This is a genomic window from Candidatus Vondammii sp. HM_W22 (genome assembly GCF_022530855.2).
GTDB lineage: Bacteria > Pseudomonadota > Gammaproteobacteria > Chromatiales > Chromatiaceae > Vondammii.
Genome location: NZ_CP099567.1, coordinates 820,216 through 839,473, shown reverse-complemented (window position 1 = coordinate 839,473; position 19,258 = coordinate 820,216). Strand labels below are relative to the sequence as shown.

21 protein-coding genes and 3 pseudogenes are annotated in these 19,258 nt (G+C 53.6%); 9 read left to right on the top strand and 15 right to left on the bottom strand.

All coding sequences use genetic code 11. The annotated features are described in order from the left end of the window. Nucleotides 1–30: 30 nt before the first annotated feature. Nucleotides 31–1,164, bottom strand: coding sequence for a rhodanese (locus tag MN084_RS04745; protein ID WP_320416452.1), 1,134 nt, complete (start codon nt 1,162–1,164; stop codon nt 31–33). Beyond that, nucleotides 1,161–2,969 (bottom strand): ABCB family ABC transporter ATP-binding protein/permease, encoded by a 1,809-nt coding sequence (locus MN084_RS04740; protein WP_241087003.1) that lies wholly within the window; start codon nt 2,967–2,969, stop codon nt 1,161–1,163. Before MN084_RS04740 ends, MN084_RS04745 begins: the two co-directional genes overlap by 4 nt. 331 nt (nt 2,970–3,300) lie before the next feature. On the opposite strand from MN084_RS04740, the gene MN084_RS04735 reads away from it, so the two are divergent. Further along, the gene (locus MN084_RS04735; protein WP_241087165.1) at nt 3,301–4,287 is read left to right on the top strand and encodes a cytochrome-c peroxidase; all 987 of its coding nucleotides are present in this window, start codon (nt 3,301–3,303) and stop codon (nt 4,285–4,287) included. 374 nt (nt 4,288–4,661) lie between these two features. Here MN084_RS04735 and MN084_RS04730 read toward each other — a convergent pair whose 3' ends face one another. Further along, nucleotides 4,662–4,799 carry a hypothetical protein gene (locus MN084_RS04730; protein WP_320416453.1) on the bottom strand — a complete coding sequence of 46 codons (138 nt, stop codon included), beginning with the start codon at nt 4,797–4,799 and terminating at the stop codon, nt 4,662–4,664. A 275-nt stretch (nt 4,800–5,074) separates the two neighbouring features. Beyond that, the gene (locus MN084_RS04725) at nt 5,075–5,377 is read right to left on the bottom strand and encodes a hypothetical protein (protein WP_330178387.1); all 303 of its coding nucleotides are present in this window, start codon (nt 5,375–5,377) and stop codon (nt 5,075–5,077) included. A 68-nt stretch (nt 5,378–5,445) separates the two neighbouring features. Here MN084_RS04725 and MN084_RS04720 point away from each other — a divergent pair, with 68 nt between their 5' ends. From MN084_RS04720 to MN084_RS19240, 8 genes and pseudogenes are all read left to right on the top strand, one after another. Beyond that, the gene (locus MN084_RS04720; RefSeq protein WP_330178386.1) at nt 5,446–7,146 is read left to right on the top strand and encodes a metallophosphoesterase; all 1,701 of its coding nucleotides are present in this window, start codon (nt 5,446–5,448) and stop codon (nt 7,144–7,146) included. Nucleotides 7,147–8,425: 1,279 nt separating this feature from the next. After that, complete coding sequence (locus MN084_RS04715; RefSeq protein ID WP_241087005.1) at nt 8,426–8,926, top strand: pentapeptide repeat-containing protein; 501 nt, start codon at nt 8,426–8,428, stop codon at nt 8,924–8,926. Nucleotides 8,927–8,948: 22 nt separating this feature from the next. Further along, nucleotides 8,949–10,040: a hypothetical protein gene (locus MN084_RS04710; protein WP_330178385.1), complete on the top strand. Its 1,092-nt coding sequence runs from the start codon at nt 8,949–8,951 to the stop codon at nt 10,038–10,040. Nucleotides 10,041–10,172: 132 nt separating this feature from the next. Further along, nucleotides 10,173–10,310, top strand: coding sequence for a hypothetical protein (locus tag MN084_RS04705; protein WP_241086992.1), 138 nt, complete (start codon nt 10,173–10,175; stop codon nt 10,308–10,310). Further along, nucleotides 10,307–10,489 (top strand): hypothetical protein, encoded by a 183-nt coding sequence (locus tag MN084_RS04700; RefSeq protein WP_241087008.1) that lies wholly within the window; start codon nt 10,307–10,309, stop codon nt 10,487–10,489. Before MN084_RS04705 ends, MN084_RS04700 begins: the two co-directional genes overlap by 4 nt. A 177-nt stretch (nt 10,490–10,666) precedes the next feature. After that, nucleotides 10,667–10,933, top strand: a complete 267-nt coding sequence (locus tag MN084_RS19250) for a transposase (protein ID WP_445083887.1) — start codon at nt 10,667–10,669, stop codon at nt 10,931–10,933. A 317-nt stretch (nt 10,934–11,250) separates the two neighbouring features. Then, a complete protein-coding gene (locus MN084_RS19245) occupies nt 11,251–11,532 on the top strand; it encodes a DDE-type integrase/transposase/recombinase (RefSeq protein ID WP_445083943.1) in 282 nt (93 codons plus the stop codon). Next, nucleotides 11,508–11,744 (top strand): annotated as a pseudogene (locus MN084_RS19240) (integrase core domain-containing protein); the annotation flags it as partial. The gene MN084_RS19245 and the pseudogene MN084_RS19240, both read left to right, overlap by 25 nt. A 48-nt stretch (nt 11,745–11,792) precedes the next feature. On the opposite strand, the pseudogene MN084_RS04690 reads toward MN084_RS19240, so the two are convergent. From MN084_RS04690 to MN084_RS04640, 11 genes and pseudogenes are all read right to left on the bottom strand, one after another. Beyond that, nucleotides 11,793–12,107 (bottom strand): annotated as a pseudogene (locus MN084_RS04690) (N-6 DNA methylase); the annotation flags it as partial. A gap of 36 nt (nt 12,108–12,143) precedes the next feature. Next, nucleotides 12,144–13,465: pseudogene (locus tag MN084_RS04685) on the bottom strand (IS5 family transposase). A gap of 270 nt (nt 13,466–13,735) precedes the next feature. Further along, nucleotides 13,736–13,879: a hypothetical protein gene (locus MN084_RS04680; protein WP_241087011.1), complete on the bottom strand. Its 144-nt coding sequence runs from the start codon at nt 13,877–13,879 to the stop codon at nt 13,736–13,738. Between the two features lie 151 nt (nt 13,880–14,030). Next, a complete protein-coding gene (locus MN084_RS04675; protein ID WP_320416454.1) occupies nt 14,031–14,339 on the bottom strand; it encodes a hypothetical protein in 309 nt (102 codons plus the stop codon). 84 nt (nt 14,340–14,423) lie between these two features. Next, complete coding sequence (locus MN084_RS04670; protein WP_320416455.1) at nt 14,424–14,735, bottom strand: HAD family hydrolase; 312 nt, start codon at nt 14,733–14,735, stop codon at nt 14,424–14,426. Between the two features lie 191 nt (nt 14,736–14,926). Then, nucleotides 14,927–15,148: a FeoC-like transcriptional regulator gene (locus MN084_RS04665; protein WP_241087012.1), complete on the bottom strand. Its 222-nt coding sequence runs from the start codon at nt 15,146–15,148 to the stop codon at nt 14,927–14,929. Between the two features lie 45 nt (nt 15,149–15,193). Beyond that, nucleotides 15,194–17,542, bottom strand: a complete 2,349-nt coding sequence (gene feoB / locus MN084_RS04660; RefSeq protein WP_241087015.1) for a Fe(2+) transporter permease subunit FeoB — start codon at nt 17,540–17,542, stop codon at nt 15,194–15,196. Nucleotides 17,543–17,545: 3 nt separating this feature from the next. Further along, entirely contained in the window at nt 17,546–17,779 is a 234-nt protein-coding gene (locus MN084_RS04655; RefSeq protein ID WP_241087017.1) for a FeoA family protein, read from the bottom strand. Nucleotides 17,780–17,928: 149 nt separating this feature from the next. After that, nucleotides 17,929–18,288, bottom strand: coding sequence for a FeoA family protein (locus MN084_RS04650; RefSeq protein ID WP_330178383.1), 360 nt, complete (start codon nt 18,286–18,288; stop codon nt 17,929–17,931). Nucleotides 18,289–18,695: 407 nt separating this feature from the next. After that, nucleotides 18,696–18,950, bottom strand: coding sequence for a hypothetical protein (locus MN084_RS04645; protein ID WP_241087019.1), 255 nt, complete (start codon nt 18,948–18,950; stop codon nt 18,696–18,698). A gap of 9 nt (nt 18,951–18,959) precedes the next feature. Next, nucleotides 18,960–19,256 carry a hypothetical protein gene (locus tag MN084_RS04640; protein WP_241087020.1) on the bottom strand — a complete coding sequence of 99 codons (297 nt, stop codon included), beginning with the start codon at nt 19,254–19,256 and terminating at the stop codon, nt 18,960–18,962. Nucleotides 19,257–19,258 lie beyond the last annotated feature (2 nt).

The window sequence follows — 19,258 nt, the reverse complement described above, 5'->3', positions numbered from 1 at the left end:
ACACCGTTACATTCACCGTTGAATACTCTATCATGTCACTGTCGCCCGCACCGCCTCCAGCCTTCGCTGCGCCAGTAAACTGCCAAACGCCCGCCCTTGCAACCCCTCAGCCTGAAGGTCGGCGGCAGAAACGCTGGCAGCAGCATGCAGTGCCGCCTCCAGTTTTACTTTTAGCCTATCTGCCTCATCAGGCCAGACAGCGGTGCAAGCGGTGATAAACCGCCAGAAGCGCTCAGACTGCTGCAAGGCCCGTCCTTTTATCAGCAGGTCAAAAATAGCTTCAGCCCCACCTTCGGGGAGCATCCGGTAACAGTTATTCAGAGCACGCAGCATCGCCAGGGGATCAGAGAACTCCCGCTCAGCCCTCAGTCGCTGAACAACGGCATCACCCTCTGGAGCAGCTGCGGCATGGTAGAAGAGTACGGCAAAGCGAACGCGGGGATCAGCGGTGGCACCGGCGGCCCGGGTCAATGCGTCAATGGCAGGAATCTGCCGGTTTTTACCATGACCTGACGGATCACCCATCGCCTCCAGCAACTCCGGTATCAGCCGACCAAGAGTACCACAGCGATGCAACACCTGAAAAAACTGCCATGGCTGATCTTCCGCCAAAGCCCGTTTCATCTCCTGCCAGAGCCGCTCCGGCTTCAGCGCCTTGAGATCATCGGATAACGCTATTTTTTTCATCAGACCCTGAGTGCCGTGGGCCACCCGGAAGCCCCAGCGCCCCAGTTTTGCGGCAAACCTGGCAATCCGCAACAAGCGAACCGGATCTTCAACAAATGCGGGGGAGACATGACGTAAAAAACCTTCATCCAGGTCATCCCTGCCATGAAAAGGGTCAACAATCGTTCCATCGCCATCCATGGCCATCGCATTAACAGTGAGATCCCGCCGTTCCAGGTCCTGTTCCAGTGTGACATCCGGCCCTGCATGGATATCGAATCCCTTATAGCCGGGTCCACACTTAGTCTCTCTTCTGGCCAAGGCGTACTCTTCACCTGTTTCAGGATGCAGGAACACCGGAAAATCGGCATCAACCCGGGTAAAACCTTGTTCCAGCATCGCATCTTCGGTCGACCCGACGACAACCCAGTCCCGGTCCTTAACCGGGATATCCAGCAGTTCGTCACGGACCGCGCCGCCGACCAGGTAGATCTTCACTCTGTCTCCTGCAACAAAGCATCACGCTCTTCCTGCTGAAGCAACCACATATCGCGGTAGATACCGCCGATATCGAGTAGCTGGCGATGGGTCCCCTGCTCGACAATCTGCCCTTTCTCCATCACAAGAATACGATCTGCATCCACTACCGTTGAGAGGCGGTGGGCAATTACCAGCGTGGTGTGATTCTCGGCCACCTGGCCCATGGTCTCCTGAATCGCCTGTTCAGTCTTGGTATCGAGTGACGAAGTTGCCTCATCAAATACCAGAATGCGGGGACGCTTGAGAATAGCCCGGGCAATGGCAATGCGCTGCTTCTCGCCACCCGAGAGTTTGAGGCCACGCTCGCCCACCAGCGTCTCATACCCCAGGGGTAGAGAGTCGATGAACTCACGGATATGGGCCATCTCGGCAGCCATCTCGATCTCTTCACGGGTCGCGTCCAATCGACCATAGGCAAGGTTGTAGTAGATAGTATCGTTGAACAGCACGGTATCCTGGGGAACTATACCTATAGCCTCGCGCAGACTCTCCTGAGTCACATCCCGGATATCCTGGCTATCGATCAGCAGTCTCCCCGCGCTGACATCATAAAAGCGAAACAGAAGCCGCGAAAGCGTCGATTTACCGGCGCCACTATGACCCACCACTGCCACCTTCTCTCCCGGACGGATGGTGAAATCGACACCGTGCAAAATCTTCCGATCCGGCTGATAGGAGAAGTTAACCGACTCAAAGCGTATTTCACCGCCATTCAGCTGCAACGCTGAAGCATCCGGGCGATCAACGATCTCTGGCGACCGCTCCATCAGTTTGAAAATCAAATCCATATCCGCCAGTGAATATTTGATCTGACGGTAGACCATGCCAAGGAAGCTGAGCGGAATAAAAAGTTGCAACAGGAAGGCGTTGACCAGCACCAGATCGCCAATGGTCATGGAATCATCGACCACCCCTTGGGTAGCAAAAAACATAATGACGGTAACGCCCAGGCCAATAATCGCCCCCTGGCCAAAGTTGAGCAGAGACATGGAGGTCTGGCTCATCACCGCCGCCTCCTCCCACCCGTTCAGGGTATTGTCAAAACGATCCAACTCCAGCTGCTCATTGCCGAAGTACTTCACTGTTTCGTAGTTGATCAGGCTATCCAGGGCCTGGGAATTCGACTCGGATTCAAGGCGGTTCATAGTGTGGCGGAAATCCATCCGCCACTCTGTCACCACAAAAGTAAAGGCAATAAATATCCCAATCGTTGTAAAAGTGATCAGTGTGAACACCAGATCATAGTTAACAAGCAAGATAGCGGCGACCAGCGTAAACTCCACCAGCATCGGAATGATGCTGAAAACCATATAGTTGAGAATCGAGCTGACGCTGCGGGTCCCCCGCTCCAGGTCTCTGCTGATCGCCCCGGTCCGGCGTTCGAGGTGGAAACGCAGTGAGAGCTGATGCAGGTGAGTCAGGACCTCGGTCGAGAGGCGACGCATGGCATGATAGCGAACCCGCGCAAAGACGATATCCCGCAGCTCATTGAACAGTGAGCTGCTCAGCCGCAGCACGCCATAGGCCAACAACAGTGAAACCGGTAACACCAGCTCCAGACTGTCCTGGCGGTCCAGCAGATCGACAATCTCTTTGAGTATCATGGGAATGCCGACATTGGCCATCTTGGCGAATACCAGGCAGCCAAGAGCCAACAGCGCCCGACCCCGGTAATTCCAAAGATAAGGCAGCATTTTATGCAGATTATGCCAGTCCCGGCGGTCAGTGTGGGGGCGAGACTCGGCTTGACGATTATGTACCATACAGGGATCTAAAAATTGTTTGTGAGTGGAGAATTATAAAAGCTATAGAATTATGGATTTGACACTGATTGTACATGACTTGCAGTTAATGCCAGATCTTTACCTTGGGCTGACAAAGTCAGCGCCGCCCCTGAAAATTCGTGAACAATCTCATTAGGATAATAATTTTATTATCATTGATAATTGTCAATGACATAGAATTAGTATAATTCTAGCTTTCACCTTGTTGTAATAGGGGTTTATCCAAAGCCCTCCCTTGTTTGCCGGTTGTTTCCCCTGCACACAAGGTCGCATCTCTTTTCCATAGCGGTAGGTGGGGAATATGAAACCGATGTCATCTGTCATTCCGTTTGTTCTTGTTGCTGCATCACTCTCTTCTGCAGCAGTTTTTGCCAGTGAGCCAATCCAACCCATCCCTCCAATCAAGGAGATTAATCTTGCTCAAGTGGAACTGGGTAAGAAACTCTATTTTGATCCCCGGCTATCCAAGTCGGGCTTTATCTCCTGCAACTCTTGTCACAACCTCAGTATGGGGGGTACCGACAATCTCAAAACTTCCATTGGGCACAAGTGGCAACAGGGTCCAATCAATTCACCAACCGTTCTCAATTCAAGCATGAATCTGGCCCAGTTCTGGGATGGCCGGGCAAAAGACCTGAAAGAACAGGCCGGAGGCCCCATTGCGAATCCTGGTGAGATGGCATTCACCCATGGATTGGCAATTGATGTCTTGACTTCAATCCCCGCCTATGTAACTGAGTTCAAACAGGTATTTGGCAGCGAAAAAGTTAACATCGATATGGTAACCCAGGCTATCGCCGAATTTGAGAAAACGCTGGTCACACCCAACTCACGGTTCGACCAGTGGCTCTTGGGTGATAAGGATGCCATCACTGCCACTGAGTTGGCCGGCTACACATTGTTTAAAGAAAGTGGCTGTGTTGCCTGCCACAATGGTCCTGCGGTAGGTGGTTCGTCTTTCCAGAAAATGGGCGTGGTTGAGCCTTACAAGACATCCAACAGTGCAGTAGGCCTTTCTGCTGTAACCGGAAAAGATGCCGACAGATTCGTGTTTAAGGTGCCAACCCTGCGCAATGTGGAGATGACCTATCCCTATTTTCATGATGGAGAGGGCGCTAATCTCACTGAAGCCGTGGATATCATGGGCAGATTGCAGCTTGGTAAGAATTACACCGAGAAAGAGAATGCAAGTATTGTCGCTTTTCTGAAGACACTTACGGGTGATCAGCCATCATTTTTGATGCCTATTCTACCAGCTTCTACAGCTATGACGCCGCCCCCAAAACCATTTGATTAGGCGTTCTTCTGAGCCGGAAGGCTCTAAAAATGGTGCGTTCAAAATGATGATCTGGCGCACCATTTTCTTATCGCCGTAACTTTGGATTATATAAACGCCTTTAACAAAATATTCTCTAGGTAACAGAACATAATTCTGTCACTGATACAACGATCAAATTTCGATAAACTCCAGAGCATGCCCGTCTGGATCACAGCAGAAGAGCGCACGGCGGCCGGAACGGCTGAGGGCAAAAGAGAGGCCGGCAGCATCGAGGCATTCGACCAGATTCCCGGTGCCAGATGACGGTCCCACCCGCCATGAAGCGGTCGTCCGGTTACCGGGTCAGGATTCGGCAGTTCCAGAAGGTGTATCTGCAACGCCTCTGCTTCCAGCTAGGCTCCCGGATAACCGAGATCAGGCCGGTTGTCCAGGACCTTCAACCCCAACAGACTCCGACAAAAATCAAGAGCAGTCTCAATATTAACCACAATAAAACCTACACGATGAACTCTTCTGATTAACAACGTCACTTCAGGTTCCTATCTATCTGAAAAAAAAGAATAAATCAATCCAGAGGAAACTAGTTGACTCGCTCATTTTGAGCCATATTTAATTGAGACCACAACCTACTTCAACCGCAGTGTCGGAAGAAAAGGATATAAATGCCTTGACAGCCCCCCCGGGCTTTGTAATTTCCGACCAGTCAACGGGAATTATATTCTCACCAACGGACGGTCAATCAAGGGCACAGCCCCCTTCCCGAACCTCCGTCCAGCCGGAGCGCACCATGCACGACAGCCAACTGCTACCGATCAAAGACGTCATGTGTGAACAGGCGCCCTTCATCGACCTGGCCATCAACCGCCTGACACTCACCGGCCTCCTGATCCATGCCCCACACCGCCACAGTACCGAAGAGATCGCCGCCTGGCTGAAACAGGGCCGATGGGCCTACCTCAATCCACAACCCGAGCAACCCCTCCTTGTCTGGTACGAAAAAAAATGGATTCCCAACCCCGCCGCCAACACCTACACCGCCCCCGCCTGCCGGTTGCTCGAAGCCATACCCTACCTGCGGCACCACGGCCGGGTGATCAAACAGAAGCATCCCAACGAACTGCCCTTCTACAACCCCCCCTACCGCAGGAGTACATCCCGGAGGACCCCATCTGGCGCGTGCAGTACCGCGACGAACTCTGGTTCGCCGACTACCCGGGGCTGGCGATCGTGCAGGCATCCGGCAAACAGGGGGCCCTCAACTACCAGGGGTATCTCCCGACATTCCAGCAGCCGGAGGAGAAGAAGCTGACCCTGCAATTCTTCCACGGCCAGGGACCCGATCGCAACCACACCCAGACCATCCGCACCGGCGACGGCGCACCGGCCGTGACCTTCGATGGCGACCGCGTCGAAGAGCTGGGCTGGGCGCAGGCCAATGTCTGTCGCGACAAGCTCGATATCACCCTCAGATCCCGTGCCCACAAGGCACTGATCCTCTTCCCCGCCCTGGGCACCCCGGCATTGCTCTGCGGGCAGGGAAAACAGCTAAAGATCATCCTCGCGGTGAGCGATGCCTTTCACCAGGCGATCAACGCCGAGCGCCAAACCAACCCGGCAAAAAGCATCGGCCCGATGACCCTGCGGCGGCTGCACGCCCAATTCCGCCTCAAACCCTGGGGTGAGAGCGACAAACACCACCCCGACCTCGGCCGCATCTACGAAAACTGGCAAACCGCCCAGGAGAACATCCGCCTATACCCCCGCGGCGAACTGAAAAACAGCTCAGAGACCGGCCTGCCGGTCAGTGATAACAACGGCAAATGCATCGGCATACTCCACCCTGACATCATCGACTTCTACCGGAAACACGGCTACACCCGGCTCTATCAGGTCAACCTCAATAAACTGCCCCCCTCCCCGGGTCTCTACAACTTGGTATGGCACTACCCCGACGACGAAGAGGAGAACCCCTCACCCATTGATAAAGAGTCACACCACGGCTGTTCACACGAACCCCAGGACCGCCTCCAGGCCGACTACTTCAGTCAGGCAAAAAAGCAGGGCGGCAAGCAGATCGATCGCAGCCGCCTCAACCCCTGCGACCGGCGGCAGCGCAAGCAGCCCGAACTCACCGGCGACGGGCGCTACACCGGCGGCACCCCTTTCAGCGAGGGTGCCGCAGAGAGCGGCCTCTGGCTGGAGAGCCGTCACCCTGTCTACATCAGTAACAAACCCAAGCTCAACCCCGGCCACCTCAGCGACCTGCACCTCTCATCCCGCCAGGCCCTCTACCCAGACAGCCCGGCGCAACTCATCCCCGGCGCCGACACCGCCACCTCGCCCCCACTCGGCCCCCAGTCCCACCACAACGCCGCCGCCCTGAAACGCCTGCTCGACGCCATGGGCAAAGACCCGGAGATCGACCTGCTGCTGCTCACCGGCGATCTCTACGACCACGCCATCAACGCCGACCCGGCCCACGAGGCCCATCAATCCCTCAACACCCCCGGTGATCTCTGGCGGGCCATGGACCAGGCGCACCATAACGACCGTGACCGCTACCCCCGGCACATCGACGCCCTTTACGCCGTCAGCCTGATCCACCACTTCATCGACCGCTACCAAAAGCCGGTCTGCTACATCGACGGCAACCACGAGGCCTACGAAATGCCCTATGGCATCAGCCCGCGCCTTGACAAAGGGAACGGGATGTTCATGTTCCTCCACGGCCAACGCCGGCATCCCCGCCGATCACGGCCTGACCATCTACGAAGCGGCACTGCTCTACGGTCCCGGTTACGGCCACTACCACACCCTGGACAACTTCAAAGCCGACAACCTCTGCTGGCTGCACCACCTGATCACCCCCTGGCGTGACTGGCTCACCGCCCACGGCAAGCAACAGACCTGGATCGGCCTCGGCTGGGGCGACGACGAGGAGTATGCCGGCTCCACAGCCACCGGTGGCGGCTCCTTGCCCCGGGCCAACCAAGCCTGCACCGACGATCAATGGGCCCTGGTGCAAAATGCCGTTGAAAAAGACCCGTCCGCAGAAAAGCTGCTGCTCAGCCACTTCACCTACGTTAACTACGCCACCGATATCCCGCTGACGACCGGCAACAGCAAAATAGACGCCGATGACGTGTCGCCGGGCGATATCGGCCCGGGGGACCGGGATAACCTCGACGAAGGCAGTTTCCACGACAACCGCAAAGCGCTCTATGAAACCTACCTGCTCCCCGGCAAAATCCACTACACCTTCTCCGGCCACAGCCACCGGGCGGGGGTTTACCGGCTCACCGGCGAGCCCGGCTATCTCACCCGCAAAATCACCACCCGGGGCGACTACCCCGATGGCTACACCCACCCGGACGGCACCGCCTGCCTGCTGGTGGCGGGTTCCGGCGGTCCCATCACCCGGCAGAACCGCGAGGGAGAGCACGCCGGTTACGGCATGGAGGCCCCTCAGGGGCCGAAGCTCGATACCGAAAGCGGCAAGGTCAACATCGTGCGCGACGCACAAACCAGACCGCGCATGGCGGTGTTGCTGGACTACCTCTGGTACGAAGGCGAGCACAAGGCGCTGCAATACGGCCTGAAAGGCGATGGCAGGCAGTTCCGGCTGCGCCTCGATCAGCGCTGGATCAAGGCCAGCGAACACGGCGGCAAGATGCTCGATGAGATCCACCTACACCTGCACAGCGGCGGCAAAGCAGGCTATCAGGGGTATATCCAACTGAAGCAGACCGCCTGCGAAGCAAGCCAATGGACAGAGCGAGTAAGCCTCGGTAGCCGGTCGGCGCTCGTGCCGGTTCGTGGGGTCGATGTGGAGTATGAGGTTGCTGAAGGGGAAGGGGGGATGTCGTGGGGGGAGCACAAGAAACGTCAATTAAGGCAAAAAGAATCAGGCCCGACTGAATATATGTACTTCCTCTCCATCCACCTCAAACAGATCGAACACGGCCTCCTGCATAACCATTACGACTACGACTCGCCCTGGTGTTTTCCCGCAAGTGTGTCTGAGTCTGGGAAGGGTGAGAACAGGCTCGTGGTTATCCGGCGCAAGGGAGGCGGGAGAAGCGATGTGCCGGATTTTAAGGAAATATCTAAAAAACAACAACTACTCGGTGAAATATATGACTACTGAGGAGAAAACATGATCACCCTGCCCCACCGACTCATCCTCATCGGAAGCCTGTTTTTTGTCTCGTTAACCCCAGGAAACGCTATGAGCCTCATACCCCCGCTACCCCCCGGCAGTGAACTGAAAGCACTGCTGCAAGATGTCGAACGCCTCAACGCGGCCCTGGAGCAAAACCCCGACCTGCTCAGCGATACCCGGCTGAAAGACCTGGAACTGACCGGTCTGGTGCTGAAAAATGTGACGCTGAGCAACCTCCATTGGCGCAACGTCAAGCTCACCCGGGCAGACTGGTCCAACGTCACCATCGAGGGAGCCACCTGGATCGGGGTAAAGATGAAAGAGAGCGAACTGGATAATGTCGCCTTCAACCGGGTCTACTTTAACCTGGATGAGGCGGTTTACTGGGGCTCGACGGATTTTGTCAAAAGCCGACTGCATAATGTGCATTTTGTCGAATCTGAACTGATCGAAGTAAACATAGACAAACTCAGGCCCAGCCGGCTGTTTTTTTGAGCACAGCAAACTGAGAACGGGGGTGAATGAATCTCATCAACAAAGATCGGGGAGTCTGAGTCTCTCACAACTGGATCTGTTTATTCGAGACTCGGACATCGAGTCTTCGCTCATAGCTGGCCTAGAATACCCCTCCAACGTCCTTATCGAAAACAGCCGCGTCATCGGCGGGGTGGGTGGCGAACTCAAAAGCCTGATCATCCGCAATAGCCATTTCGACGGCGACGGACCACAGCGGGCGGACTATGTGCTGGTGGAGGATTCGGCTATCTACATCGGTTTGAAGAAAGTGCGTTTTGTCCATATGAAAAACATCACACAGATTAATCATAACAACCGCCACTGGGGCGCCGGGCTGGCTGAAAATATCATCATAGACGGCTGCCAAAATCCGCTTGGAATATCATTCTGGGAATCGAAAGTGGATAACTTATTCATCCGTAACTGCCAACTGCATGCCCCTTTCTTTGAAGATGTTCGTATCGGGCAACTGCAACTTTGCAATGTCCAGCTCTCACTGAATATAAATGATCCAGCTGATGGTGATATAAACATCGATGCCTGGAACAACACCTCCATCCGCCACCTCCAACTCCACAACGTCCAGTTCCAGGGTGCATTCCTCCCCGCCACCGGACTCAAGATCGGCCACCTCCAAAGCGGACAGAGCACGCTCCCTGAAAAGCTCCGGGACGCCGCCAGACAGCAAAGCCCTCTGGCGGCCTGTCCGCCCCTGCCCGATACCGAACGCCTCAAGCGCGAAGCCCTCTCCGATGACCCGCCACTTTCCCTGGCCGTTGAGCTCCAGGATCGCCTGATCGCCGACTACAAGACATCGGTTCCCCGTGCCAATCCCCCTTTTCATGAAGCTCTGTTCGACCACCTGCAGTGCCAGCTCCCGTTTCGCCATGAGTGGATAGAGCGCTACCACAACCACTACGGCCTCGGCGCCGATCTGCTGCCACCCCCTTACGCGGTGTCAGCCTACTGCTCTTCGACGGGCGACTGGAGGCGGTCATCGGCGAGGGCTGTGAGGGTCGAGTACACTACCGCAACCCCGTCTGGCGCGCCGTCACCGGACCCTACGGGGAATCTCGCCAGCTGCTCGAGCTGAGCGCCATCAAACCGGCCCATCAGTTCTTTATCCCCGAGACCCTCAACCACACCGGCAACAGCCGCCCGTTCATCTGTCTCTGGTTCAACCCCCCCCGGTGCCCCCCTGCACTACGACACCACCGATCCCTGGATGGTCGAGGTCAGAGCGGCCGTTCCCGAGGGAAAAACCCGGCATCAGGAGAGACACCCCCTTGTCATCGGCCCGTGCTGGGATGAAAAACCGGCAGGATATCCTCCCCTGGAGCCGCCACCCTGGGAGATGGCATGACCACCGCTCTGCACCCGACAACCGGCGCAGAGCGTAATGACAGCCACCACCACGAGGCACTCTACGAAACGTATCGGCTCCCCGGCAAAATCCACTACACCTTCTCCGGCCACAGCCACCGGGCGGCACCGACAGCGATTAGCCGTCCACTGAAGCGATTTGTTGGCCACCGGCTTTAAATCCTTAATGGAAAGTAACAGTGCCCTGCCCTGCGGAGTATGCCCATCGAAAGACAAAGCGAAGAAAACCTCTGCTGGCGCTCTGTAAACTCTCCTGTTTTAGTGACCTTTCCCCCAGAAATAGAGCCATGACAAGGATGAGATTTCCAATTAGTCTGTGTATTAGGAGATCTCAACATGAAGAAGAAGCGTTACAGAGAAGAGCAAATTATTGGTGCCATCAAGCAGCATGAGTCAGGGGTAAAAGTTGATGACATTTGTCGTCAGTTCGGCATTTCAACCGGGTGCTTTTATAATTGGCGAAGCAAGTACGCCGGGATGGATGTCTCAGAAGCCAAACGGCTCAAAGAGCTTGAAAGCGAAAACAACAAGCTTAAGAAGTTACTTGCCGAGAAAATGCTTGAAGCTGAGGCGATGAAGGATGTGCTCTCAAAAAAGTGGTAAAGCCTGCTGATAGAAAACAAATCGTGAGCTACCTTAAGTCGCGGTTCAAATTAAGTGAGCGTAGAGCTTGCCAATTAGTAGGCTTAAGTAGAACCGCTTTTCGGTACGTTACTCAATGGGGAAAAGATGAGCCTCCACGCAAACGGTTACTTGAGCTGGCAAAAAAGCATCCGAGTTGTGGTTATTTGTTTTTACATGGCCTCCTGAGAGGAGAGGGGCTTGTGAAAAACAAGAAGCGGACCTACCGAGTCTATAACGAAGAAGGTCTTCAAGTGAGGACTAAAAAACGCAAGAAGATAATACGACCAAGAATACCGATGATTGTGCCCATTGGTAAAAACATACGCTGGTCAGTGGATTTTGTCAGTGATCAGTTGGTTAATGGTCGCCGCTTTCGAGTATTTAATGTGATTGATGATTACTCAAGAGAAGTTATTGGCCAGCTCTCTGACTTCTCGATCAATGGTCACCAGGTCGCTCGTTTTTTAACTCAGCTGATTGAGCTAAGGAGCGCTCCGGATCAAATAATCTGCAACAACGGTACTGAGTTTACTAGCAAGGCGATGTTCTACTGGCAAAAAAAAGTGGCGTTAAGCTAGGTTTTATTCAGCCAGGTAAGCCTACTCAGAATGCGTTTGTAGAAAGCTTAAACGGTAAATTCAGAAATGAATGCTTAAATCAGCATTGGTTCAGGTCCATTGATGACGCTAGACATGAAATTGATCAATGGCGAGAGCACTACAATCACGTGCGGCCTCATAGCGCATTAAATTATTTGTCACCTGTGGCCTTTGTGAATAGGGCCGCTTAGAATGAATTATCTCATCCAAGTCTTGGTATTAAGATGGGGGGAAGGTCAGTGCAGCAGAAAGGCAAAATCCGCCGCCGACTTGGGCGCAAGCCCATAACTCTTGAAGCGAAAATTCTCAGCCAGCGCAGCGGTCGGCTCCCAACGATAACTAAAGGGCGGGTTGGCGACCACCGCATCAAATTCCATTTTTTTGGCGGGATTTTCTTCGGCAAGCATAGCCCAGTCATTCAGCAGTGAATCGCCGTGGTGTATCTCAAACTCCGAATCCTTGACCCCGTGCAGCAGCATATTCATCCGTGCCAGGTTGTAGGTGGTGATGTTTTTTTCCTGGCCGAAAATCTTGCCAACGCCGTACTTTCCCAGCTAATTAGTCGATCCTAAAATATTCATTCCAGGCACTTAATAATACTGTTGTTTCTGTTTTGCAAACAGGAACAACAGTATGGACATGATATTTTTCAGCACAAAAAGAACCTCCCTCATCCATTTTCTGAAGTTGAAGGCAGCCGCCGCCATAAGACAAGTTAATCTGATCCCCGGAAAAACCTTTAAGAAAGTTCCTTTTTAGCCTGTGGTCACTCTTTAAGTGACCACAGGCTCAATGCCAGCTCGTCTTCTGAAACGTTTTCTGGCTAATGCCACATGGCTTCTCCTGAGGGATTCTTCCTAGCAGGCTTTGGCGTTACTATCTGGGTGTCATTAACCTTTGATTTGCCCCGATAACCTCGATCAGCAATACCCACTTTGGGTACTCGATTGATGAGACGTTTCACCTGTGCCAAGACCTCAGGTACGGTGTGACCATCAAATACATTCTTCTCAAAAGCCAGGGCACCAATCACAATGCCCGCGTCCCTTGTGGTGGTGATTGATGCCTTGGTGCCAAACTCATAACGCTGCTGGGCCTTGCCTTTGTTCATACAGTAAACATGAGGTTCATGTAGGCTGTACAACTTGTTTTTATCAGCACGCTTCTGATTCAGCATGCGCTGGCACAGGGCGAACTTTTCTGCATAGAATTTCTGTTGTTCTGCGGTCATCTTACGCTGTATTTCACGCAGTAATCGGCCGCTGATGGTCTTTAATCGCTTTACAGCCTTACGTGCCTTTTTACGATTCCTCGGATGTGTGGCAAATCGGGTGGGGAGCTTGAGAATTTTCACTTCCTTCTCATGGCTTCGACTGAGCACGATACCTTCTGCTCGGGCCATCTTGAGTAACTGCCCGTGTATCTTTCGGTACTGCTTTGCATCAGTTGGAAAGGTAATGTTTTTCTCTTGTACGGTAGTGTCGATACACATTTCATCTTCGATCGCCTTTTCTTGATGTAAGGCGATAGAGGTAGCCAGGACCTTTTCAAAACCTTCGTTGCCAATACGCTTTCTGAAGTAAGTCAGGTCGGAGGGGTCACAAGGAAGTTGCCACTGGAATTCGATCTCACCCGTAAAACTCTGGTAGTAGGGATTTTGTATCCAGCGTTGAATCAGAACCTCGTCACTGAGGTCTTCCAGATGCTTGAGTATCGAGAGGCCCACCATTAGGCGGATCGGTTTTGAGAGCTTTCCAAGATGAGAATAAAGCGGGGCAAATTTAGCATCAAAATATGACCAGTCTATCTGTCTGGCCAATAGCAAAAGTGGATGCTTGGGGTTCAGCTGATCCAGTAAGTTCTGGTGCAGGAAACTTTGCTGGTTGGGATTGGCTGTCTTGGATTTGCTCAATTATCTACCTCTGTTTCGTCCAGTTTTTCTCTGCTTTTACCCCTTTCCGGACGCTTATTTTATATAAATCATTACGTTATGAATATTTCAGGGTCGACTAATTACGCACATTCAATAGCAAGGAGCCGGAACCACAGGCAAAATTCAGCACCTTGTGCAGTTTTTTCTTCTTGCCCGTGGTCGGGTGTCCTGGCTTTGGAATGCTCCTGCGCCACTAAACCGGCCTCTTTTCAATCGAAAAGGCCGGTTTTTTCAGCGAGCGCCGATAGTTCAGAATTCGTAGGTGAGCAGTAGCTTGTATTTCTCGTAATCATCACTGGACGCATTAGCATTGATATCTGCAAAGACAAATTCAAGGCTCAGGTTTTCCAGCAAATTACCAAAATCGTAACCAACAACCAGATTGATCGACATATTTATCTTTCCCTTATCTGAAATTCAATTTCATTATTACTCTGTGGATTGGTTACTGAATCTAAGCTGTCTTTTATAAAAATCAGGCCCCCAATAAACATTTCTCAAGCGACTCAAAAGAGCCCTAGCCTATACAAATGCCAACAAATGGTTATTGATCAAACGCTTCTTTTAAGTGCTCCAGTTTTCGGGAGACTGCCGGGCCTTTCTCGCTCGATAGGCTCACGCCCGCCAATGAATTGAGTAGAACACCGATCGTCGTACCATTGTGGAGTACGGCACTGGCGACGGGAGAGAGCCAGCCCATGATGGCGCCACCCAGAATGCCGGTATTGATGCCAACCGCCAGATTGAAATTATCGTGGATCAGTTTCATGGTTTTCTGTGCGATCTCTCTAGCATCGGCGATGGTGTAGGGATTATCGTTCAGCAAGACAATATCCGCGGTGGCGCGAGCCACATCGGCCCCCCGGGCATACCGATGCCAACATCGGCCGAAAGAAGAGCTGGACCATCGTTGACTCCGTCTCCCACAAAAGCCACCTTACGGCCCGCTTCCTGCATCTGTTCTATAACGCCCGTTCTCCTCTGATGCCATCTCGGCATAGACCTCGTCGATGCCCAATTCTGCTCCGAGCACTTCCGCCTTATGTTTCCGGTCACCGGTAATCATCACCAGGGATTTTATCCCCAGATCGCGGAGTCGCTGCAGCACCTCTGGTGTCTCTTTGCGTAGCGTGTCACGCAGAGCGATGAGTCCAATGGGTCCGTTGGGACACCCCAATCCCAAAAACGCACCCAATCTTCGGGAGCCTGTTATTGCCCCGACCGCCCTGCGTACATGCCGCTTCGCCACATCATCGTTTCACCCGGCGCAGACTACGCAGCACTCCCTCAAATGGCTGGATGCCATGTTCGGAAGCCCTGCTGCTCCCTCTCTTGCGCTATCGCACGATGGGTAAAAAGCCGGCCCCACCGCTACACCGAGGGACCTACCGGTGGATGCCGGTCACCAACAATGATGCCACCATCAGAGACGAGCCTGCATCATTCCTTCCACGCATAGACCTCGGTCGTGGCAGGATCGCATTTACAACAACCGCCACCGCACTCACTCCCCTGGGGCAGCTTTTCCACACGCCCCTTGGCCACCCATTTGTTCAACATACCGCGCAGAGCATCCGGGTCGGTATCGAAACGGTGCGCCATATCGATCAGTGCGGCACGCCGGTTGGTCTTTAAATAGTCACGCAGTTCAGAAAGAATCATCAGGCTCCCCCCATTGAATAGTTGCTGATTATCGGACCGAAAGGATCAGACGCGCTCTGCCTGCCCCAATGGTGCAGCCGACTGACGGTATCCCCAGTAACGGAAGCCCATTACGACAACCAGAAAGATCGCCAACATGCCGACTATCCAGGCCAGGGAAAAACCGGGATGACGAGTGAATATCGCGGTTTGATAGAAGATGGTCGAAGCGATATAGGCCAGACCGGTGGTCCAGCCGGCAACGAATAGGGTCCATCCCATGTTGGTCTCCCGGTAAACGGCGGCAACCGCCGCCGTACAGGGGAAGTAGAGCAGGACCAGCAACAGATAGGCGAAGGCCCCGGCAGCACCATCAAAGCGGCTGACCATGGCGCCAAAGGTACCGGTAGAGACCTCCTGCTCCTCGGCGGCAAGTTCGGTACTGCTCACATCACCGACATCCAGCCCGAGCGGATCGCTCCAGGTGCCCATGGCATCGGCCAGATTGGCAGGAATTGTTGCAAATGCCTCATTGATGCCAGCCTGGAAATCGAAGCTGGTGTCTGCTTCCGCTTCAATACCCGCTGCCACATCATCCGCCTCGCCCAGTGAGCTATAGAGTGCATCCAGAGTGCCAACCACCGCCTCTTTGGCAAGCACGCCGGTAAAGATACCCACAGCCGCCGGCCAGTTCTCTTCCGTCATGCCCATGGGTGAAAACATCGGTGCGATGGTTCGGCCAATCTCACTCAACACCGACTTGTCACTGTCTTCATTGCCATAGGTACCATCGGTACCAATAGCGTTGAGTACGTTGAGCACCAGAACCATCGGAACGATGATCTTGCCGGCACGGAATATGAAGCTTTTGGTCCGTTCCCAGGTACGCAGCAGAACGCCTTTAACCGTTGGCACATGGTAGGGAGGCAATTCCATCACAAAGGGCGTGGTCTGCCCCTGCAGAAGCGTGTTCTTCATGATCAACCCGGTCAGCACGGCGACGGCAATGCCGATCAGATAGAGACCGAAGACAATGTTCTGGCCACTGGTGGGGAAAAAAGCCGCCGCAAACAAAGCATAAACCGGCAACCGCGCTCCGCAAGACATGAACGGCGACATGACGATGGTCATGATGCGATCCCTCTCCTGCTCCATGGTGCGGGTCGCCATAATAGCCGGCACATTGCAGCCGAAACCGACAATCAGCGGCACGAAGGCCTTGCCCGGCAGACCAATAGCACGCATGGCGCGATCCATGACGAATGCGGCACGGGCCATATAACCGGAATCCTCGAGCGCAGAGAGAAACAGATAGAGAAAGGCAATGATCGGGATAAATGTGGCCACCACCTGGATACCCCCGCCGATGCCATTGGCCACCAGCAACGTCAGCCACTGCGGCAATCCCAAGTTAGTCATCCACTGACTCAGACCATCCACCAGGATGGTGCCGGTGAAGATATCGAAGAAATCGATAAAGGCGCCGCCGATGTTGATGGTGAACATGAACATCAGGTACATCGCCAGAAGAAAGATGGGGATACCCACCATCCGGTTGAGCACAACACGATCGATTTTGTCAGAGATGCTGCGCTTGATCTGGCTCTTTTTGTGAACGGTATCGCCGGTTACCTGGTTGACGAATCCATAGCGGGCATCAGCTAGGCTGATGTCGATATAATCACCCAGTTTTTCCTCGGTCTCTGCCTGTATCCCGATCAGTCGCTCTCGCAAACTCTCATCGACAATACTCAGGGCCAGGGAGTCACCCTCCAGCAAGCGGACCGCCAACCAGCGCGGGTCAGCCTTATACTCACGCGCCTTGACCTCGATCTCCGGCAACAATTGTTCGATTGACCGCTCTATCGCCGTGTTATAGGCAATATTCTGCTCTGGGACAGGCTTCTCTTCTGCAGCCTCGATGATGACGCTCTTCAGTTTGGTAACCCCCTCCCCTGCTGCCGCAACAACTGGGACCACCGGGCAACCCAGGCGCTTGGCAAGCCCATCCACATCGATCTCATAACCACTCTCCCGGGCCATGTCCATCATGTTCAAGGCCACCAGCATCGGTACCTTCATCTCCAACAGCTGTGATGTCAGATAGAGATTCCGCTCCAGATTCGAGGCATCAACAATATTGACGATCAAGTCCGCTTCACGTCCAGCCACATAATCCCGGGCAATCTGTTCGTCGATGGAAATATTCTCTTCCGAGGCATCCAGCGAGTAGGTACCGGGCAGATCCACCAGTTCAAACTCAGCAGTTTGAAAACGGTAGCGACCTGTCTTGCGCTCGACAGTCACACCAGGCCAGTTACCAACCCGTTGTTTGGCACCGGTCAGCGCATTGAACAGCGTGGTCTTGCCACAGTTGGGATTGCCCACGACACCGATAGTGTATTTGGTATCCATAATCTATCGCCTCTCAATCAACACAGCGGCCGCTTCATCCTTGCGCAGGCTCAGACGGAACCCACGTACCTGGATCTCCATCGGGTCCCCCATCGGAGCGTAACGGGTAACGCTAAACTCCACTCCAGGCGTCAACCCCATGGACAACAGCTTCTTGCGGTAGGCCTTGCTGCCTTCGCCAAATCCAAGCACCCGGCCAGCATCTCCCACGGCCATCTCTTTCAAACTTTCCAACATCGTTTTGCCTCCCGAGCAATACTGATAAATTCCACTCTCCCTTCATAGGGAGCTGTCACACTGATTGGACCAGACCTCACCAACCCACATAGCCGAAATCCAAAATGCTCCGGAAATCGTTGAAAGTCGCCCAAATACCTTGTCTGTTATTAACGCCGTACCACCATAATCTTCTGCGCCATACCCGCACCCAGGGCCAATCGAGTCTCACCGCGGATCACCACCAAACTGCCTCCCTGACGCTGGGAAACCCTCAGCTCACTGCCGACATTCAGCCCCAGAGAAGTCAGCCGCATCTCTAAACCCTTGCCACCGCGCAGTAAAAAAATCTCAACTTCGTCACCTTCAGCGGCCATGGCGAGGGGAAACGGCCCCCTCTCGTTTCGGTCATCTTCCTGCATTGGTCTCTCCCGATGCCCGCATTTTGCTGTTACCTGATGCTCTGCCATCGGTACCGGACAGTTGTTGCGGCCTGAAAGGCAGACAAGCCACACGTCTTGCCAATACACCGGAATCTCTCTTTCTGAATAATGATAATGATAATGTTTCTCATTATCATATAATGGTTTGCTAAAAGTCAATAATCTTTTTAAAAAAATGTAATAACCTGTAATGAGGCTATTAATCCTTTATTTTACTTACAGTTAGGGAGTAAATGAGCACCCGTGACAAGAGTAGCGGCTGCATAGCAACCGTCAGGACAAATGGATTCTTAGCAAATAATCAACCGCCCGTCCTCTCTGGGCTACCGACCATGACACTGGGGGGGCCGAAACTTCACAAGGTCCATCTCTATGGAGGCACTCACCACCATGAGCGGGTGGGACAGCGCACCTGGGTATCAACAATCTGCCAGACAGGCTGCACGCCAAAATCATGAAAGGAAGTTCCTGCCTGCTCAGGTTTCTGCCGACACTCATGAGCGTGAGGACTGATCAGTTACCAGATTGGCATCACTACTCCAGCCCCCCATTGACAACTTCTGCCTATAGTCATTCCGATCAATATCGCCATACAACTCCTCCGGCCCCACAATCAACACTCTCGTTGCCGGATTATGAATACCCACATTTTCATGAGGCGACATCAACCCTGCAGAGAGTAGGACTCCGGTGATGAGGATAGGCAGTATAAAACCACCGGGCCGGTAACCCTTCGATCTTATTTTCATATCATTCCCCTATGCCGCCCAGCCGTTCTCAATCACTCTCCGTCGGTACAGCGATCGGATGCTGAACCCCCATCCGTGATCCGAGCCCGGCTTCTCCTTTTCCATATGCTCTGCCACCATCTGCCAAGTGATAATCATCTGCTCATAGCTCTTCAGCTGGCGTAAATCCGCATGTATCAACAGCTCCTCCAGATGATGAACGATAGCTCTGGCGATCCACAGGGACCGATACACGGCAAACCGGCTCATCAGATACCCTATCGCTTCACTCGTTCTTTCAAGCCTGCCCACATCTTTTCTGTTCATTC

Coding starts and splice junctions, on each gene's coding strand:
- MN084_RS04740 (WP_241087003.1), bottom strand. CDS start 2,969: ATGGTACATAATCGTCAAGCCGAGTCTCGCCCCCACACTGACCGCCGG.
- MN084_RS04735 (WP_241087165.1), top strand. CDS start 3,301: ATGTCATCTGTCATTCCGTTTGTTCTTGTTGCTGCATCACTCTCTTCT.
- MN084_RS04725 (WP_330178387.1), bottom strand. CDS start 5,377: ATGCTTCTGTTTGATCACCCGGCCGTGGTGCCGCAGGTAGGGTATGGC.
- MN084_RS04715 (WP_241087005.1), top strand. CDS start 8,426: ATGATCACCCTGCCCCACCGACTCATCCTCATCGGAAGCCTGTTTTTT.
- MN084_RS04705 (WP_241086992.1), top strand. CDS start 10,173: ATGGTCGAGGTCAGAGCGGCCGTTCCCGAGGGAAAAACCCGGCATCAG.
- MN084_RS04700 (WP_241087008.1), top strand. CDS start 10,307: ATGACCACCGCTCTGCACCCGACAACCGGCGCAGAGCGTAATGACAGC.
- MN084_RS19250 (WP_445083887.1), top strand. CDS start 10,667: ATGAAGAAGAAGCGTTACAGAGAAGAGCAAATTATTGGTGCCATCAAG.
- MN084_RS19245 (WP_445083943.1), top strand. CDS start 11,251: ATGATTGTGCCCATTGGTAAAAACATACGCTGGTCAGTGGATTTTGTC.
- MN084_RS04680 (WP_241087011.1), bottom strand. CDS start 13,879: ATGTCGATCAATCTGGTTGTTGGTTACGATTTTGGTAATTTGCTGGAA.
- MN084_RS04665 (WP_241087012.1), bottom strand. CDS start 15,148: ATGATTCTTTCTGAACTGCGTGACTATTTAAAGACCAACCGGCGTGCC.
- feoB (WP_241087015.1), bottom strand. CDS start 17,542: ATGGATACCAAATACACTATCGGTGTCGTGGGCAATCCCAACTGTGGC.
- MN084_RS04655 (WP_241087017.1), bottom strand. CDS start 17,779: ATGTTGGAAAGTTTGAAAGAGATGGCCGTGGGAGATGCTGGCCGGGTG.
- MN084_RS04645 (WP_241087019.1), bottom strand. CDS start 18,950: ATGAAAATAAGATCGAAGGGTTACCGGCCCGGTGGTTTTATACTGCCT.
- MN084_RS04640 (WP_241087020.1), bottom strand. CDS start 19,256: ATGAACAGAAAAGATGTGGGCAGGCTTGAAAGAACGAGTGAAGCGATA.